This window comes from Janibacter sp. CFPM2_SD2, assembly GCF_057364645.1.
The window spans coordinates 1-3,440 of record NZ_JBNFOF010000257.1; the positions used below are offsets into that span (position 1 = coordinate 1).

Consider the following 3,440-nt stretch of genomic DNA (forward strand, 5'->3'; position numbering starts at 1 on the left):
CTCGGGTCCGGCGGCCCAGCCACCGTGTGCCAGGCGGTGCGCCTCGGCGACGTCCCAGGTGCGGTCGAGCCGGGCGCCGGCGGCGACGAGCGGTGCCACCGACGCAGCCGACCAGGTGACCCATCGGGTGCCGGGGGAGAGGGCGGCGACGAGCGAAGGGAGGTCCGTCGCCAGCAGGGGGTCGCCCTCCGGCGGGAGCACGGCTCCGACGCCGTCGACCCCGACGACGACGGCTCCCGGCTGCTCTCCACCCACGAGCGGTGAGGCTACCCGCGCGCACCGACGGGGCCCCCTTCGTCATGACAGGATGCCGACATGGGATTCATCTCCGACCGACTCGGCTTCGGCAAGAAGAAGCAGATGCAGGACACGCGGAGCGCGCTCGAGCAGGCGCGTGACCCCAAGAGCCGACGGGGCCTGTCCGGCTCCTCGCTCACGCTCGTCGAGAACCTCCTCGACACCGGCATCGACGGAAGCGGCCCCTTCGACTCCGCGGCGCAGGTCGCCGACAAGGCGCTGGCCAAGCACGGCGGCGACGTCGACAAGGCGGTCGACGAGGTCGTCGGCGACACGCTCAAGCTCGCCGGTGCCAGCGGCTTCCTCACCAACCTCGGCGGCTTCGCGACGATGATCGTCGCCCTGCCGGCCAATGTCTTCGGCTTCTACGTGCTCGCCACGCGCATGTCGGCGGCCGTGGCCCGGCTGCGCGGCTACGACCTCGCCCAGCCCGAGATCCGCTCCGCCGTCCTGCTCAGCCTCGTCGGCGCCGACGCCCAGGACCTGCTCGCCAAGGCGGGGGTCGTGCCGCCCACCGGCCGACTCGCCGGCATGGCCGCCCAGCGACTGCCCGGGCCGGCCCTGATGGTGGTCAACAAGGCCGTCGGCTTCCGCATCCTCTCGAGCGCCGGCAAGGGCGTCTTCGCACGCTTCGGCAAGGCCGTGCCCGTCGTCGGCGGGGCCGTCGGTGCCGGCATGGACGTGTGGCTGATGCGGCAGATCGGCACGCACGTGCGGACCGAGTTCCCTGCGGCGGCGCCGGACCTGAGGTAGCGTCCCGCGGGTCCATGACCCGCGCCACAGGGGAGCTGTACCGCATGTCCTTCGCCGAACTCGTCGACGCCACCAACGGCGTCATCTGGTCGATACCGCTCGTCGGGCTCTGCCTGGCTGCCGGCGTCTACTTCACGATCCGCACCCGCCTCGTCCAGGTCCTCGGGATCCCCGACATGATCGCCCAGCTCGTGCGGGGCGAGAAGTCGCAGGACGGCACCTCGTCCTTCCAGTCGCTGATGATGTCGCTGGCCAACCGGGTCGGCATGGGCAACATCGGTGGCGTCGCGACGGCCATCGCCTTCGGTGGTCCGGGCGCGGTCTTCTGGATGTGGGCGGTCGCCCTCCTCGGGGCCGCGACCTCCTTCGTCGAGTGCACGCTCGGGCAGATCTACAAGGAGAAGGACCCGGACACCGGTGAGTACCGCGGTGGTCCGGCCTACTACTTCGAGAAGGCCTACGCCCACAAGGCCAAGACCTTCTCGCTCGTCTACGCGATCGTCTTCGCCGTCGTCACCGTCTTCGCGATGAGCTTCTTCCTGCCGGGTGTGCAGGCCAACGGCATGTCCTCGGCCATCGAGTCCGCGTGGGGCGTGCCGACCTGGGCGACCGCCATCGGCATCGTCATCGGCCTGGCCTTCATCGTCATCGGTGGCGTCAAGCGGATCGCTGCCTTCGCCGCGTTCGTCGTGCCGCCGATGGCGATCCTCTACATCCTCTTCGCGCTCGTCGTCTTCTTCGTCAACTTCGACCAGATCGGCCACGTCTTCGGCGAGATCTTCTCCGGTGCCTTCGGCGGGCACGCCGTCTACGGCGCCATCGTCGGCCAGGCCGTCAAGTGGGGTGTCCAGCGCGGCATCTACTCCAACGAGGCCGGCCAGGGCACCGGCCCGCACCACGCCGCCGCGGCCGAGGTGTCGCACCCGGCGAAGCAGGGCTTCGTCCAGGCCTTCGCCGTCTACATCGACACCCTCTTCGTCTGCACGGCGACGGCCTTCATCATCATCTCGACGGACATGTACACCGTCTTCAAGGGCGAGACCTTCGGCGACGAGACGCTCTACGTCGGCGGGGTCGGCACCGACACCGAGCCCGGTCCGGGCTTCGTCCAGGCGGGCTTCGACACCCTCGCGCCCGGCTGGGGCTCGAGCTTCGTCGCGCTGGCCCTCGTCTTCTTCGCCTTCACGACAATGGTCGCCTACTACTACATGGCCGAGGTCAACCTCGCCTACCTCACCCGCAAGATCCGCAACGGCGTCGTGCGCCGCGGCATGATCCGTGCACTGCAGGCGCTGATCCTCGTCTCCGTCGCCTACGGCGCGACGACGACGGCCGGCTCCGCCTGGGGCCTGGGTGACATCGGCGTCGGCACGATGGCCTGGCTCAACATCCTCGGCATCCTCATGCTGCAGGGCCCGGCGCTCAAGGCGCTCAAGGACTTCCGCGCCCAGAAGAAGCAGGGTCTCGACCCGCAGTTCGACCCGCGCGACCACGGCATCGTGGGCGCGACCTTCTGGGAGGACCGCGCTGACGGGCTCGTCACACAGGGTGCCCCGGTGGAATCCCCGGCCGACGCGGGTCGTTGACCCCCGTGGAGCGCCCCCGACCCGGGAGCGCCCGAGCGTCAGGAGACCCCGATGGCCATGAGCCGCCGAGTCCGTAGTGCTGCCCACCTCGCCTCGGCCGTCCGGAGCGCCTCGCGCCCCGGCAGCCCCGGCATGATCGCGCGCCTGCGGGCCGTGCCGCGGATGGTCCGCGCGGTCCGCTCCGGGGCCTACACCGGCCTGTCGTCCGCGCGCCTGGTCATGATGCTCGCCGGTGTCGGCTACGTCGTCTCGCCGATCGACATCGCGCCCGAGGGGCTGCTGCTGGCCTTCGGCCTGCTCGACGACGTCATGGTCGTCGGCTGGCTCGCCGCGACCCTGGTCAAGGAGACCGAGGACTTCATCGCGTGGGAGCAGGGCACGGTTTTCCAGCCGCAGCCCCAGCCCCAGCCGGGGACCGTGCGCTCGCACGTCGTGCCGGACTGATCCACAGCCTCGTGGCCGCTGCCGCGAGGATCCACAGGCGGCCCGCCCCCTCTGTCGAGGGGCGGGCGCTCGGCACGTCGGGGCATGACACCGACTGCCTCCCCCCGCGACCCCGCCGAGCTCGCCGTCCTCGTGCCCTACCAGCTCGGTTACCACCCGGGCCCCTCCCTCGTCCTCACGGCGCTGCACGGTCGTCGCGTGGGCATGGTCCAGCGGCTCGACCTCCTGCCCGACGCCGCGGCGTGCGAGCAGGTCGCGGCGCACTGCGTCGCCGTGCTGGCCCACAGCGGGGCGCAGGGTCTGGCCGTCACGGCCTTCGAGGAGGACGAAGGGGGGTCCCGCCCCCTGCGCACGGCGGTC

General features: G+C 71.2%; 4 protein-coding genes and 1 pseudogene. 4 read left to right on the forward strand and 1 reads right to left on the reverse strand.

Annotated features, from left to right (window positions below; all coding sequences use genetic code 11):
* Positions 1-255: pseudogene (locus AC2W7J_RS16765) on the reverse strand (DNA polymerase); the annotation flags it as partial.
* Positions 256-315: 60 nt separating this feature from the next.
* Here AC2W7J_RS16765 and AC2W7J_RS16770 point away from each other — a divergent pair.
* From AC2W7J_RS16770 to AC2W7J_RS16785, 4 genes are all read left to right on the forward strand, one after another.
* The gene (locus AC2W7J_RS16770) at positions 316-1,050 is read left to right on the forward strand and encodes an EcsC family protein (protein ID WP_485983801.1); all 735 of its coding nucleotides are present in this window, start codon (positions 316-318) and stop codon (positions 1,048-1,050) included.
* A gap of 44 nt (positions 1,051-1,094) precedes the next feature.
* Positions 1,095-2,636: an alanine/glycine:cation symporter family protein gene (locus AC2W7J_RS16775; protein WP_485983807.1), complete on the forward strand. Its 1,542-nt coding sequence runs from the start codon at positions 1,095-1,097 to the stop codon at positions 2,634-2,636.
* A 57-nt stretch (positions 2,637-2,693) separates the two neighbouring features.
* Positions 2,694-3,080: a YkvA family protein gene (locus AC2W7J_RS16780; protein ID WP_485983803.1), complete on the forward strand. Its 387-nt coding sequence runs from the start codon at positions 2,694-2,696 to the stop codon at positions 3,078-3,080.
* 84 nt (positions 3,081-3,164) lie between these two features.
* The coding region (locus tag AC2W7J_RS16785; RefSeq protein ID WP_485983805.1) for a DUF4192 family protein at positions 3,165-3,440 on the forward strand (276 nt) is incomplete at its 3' end.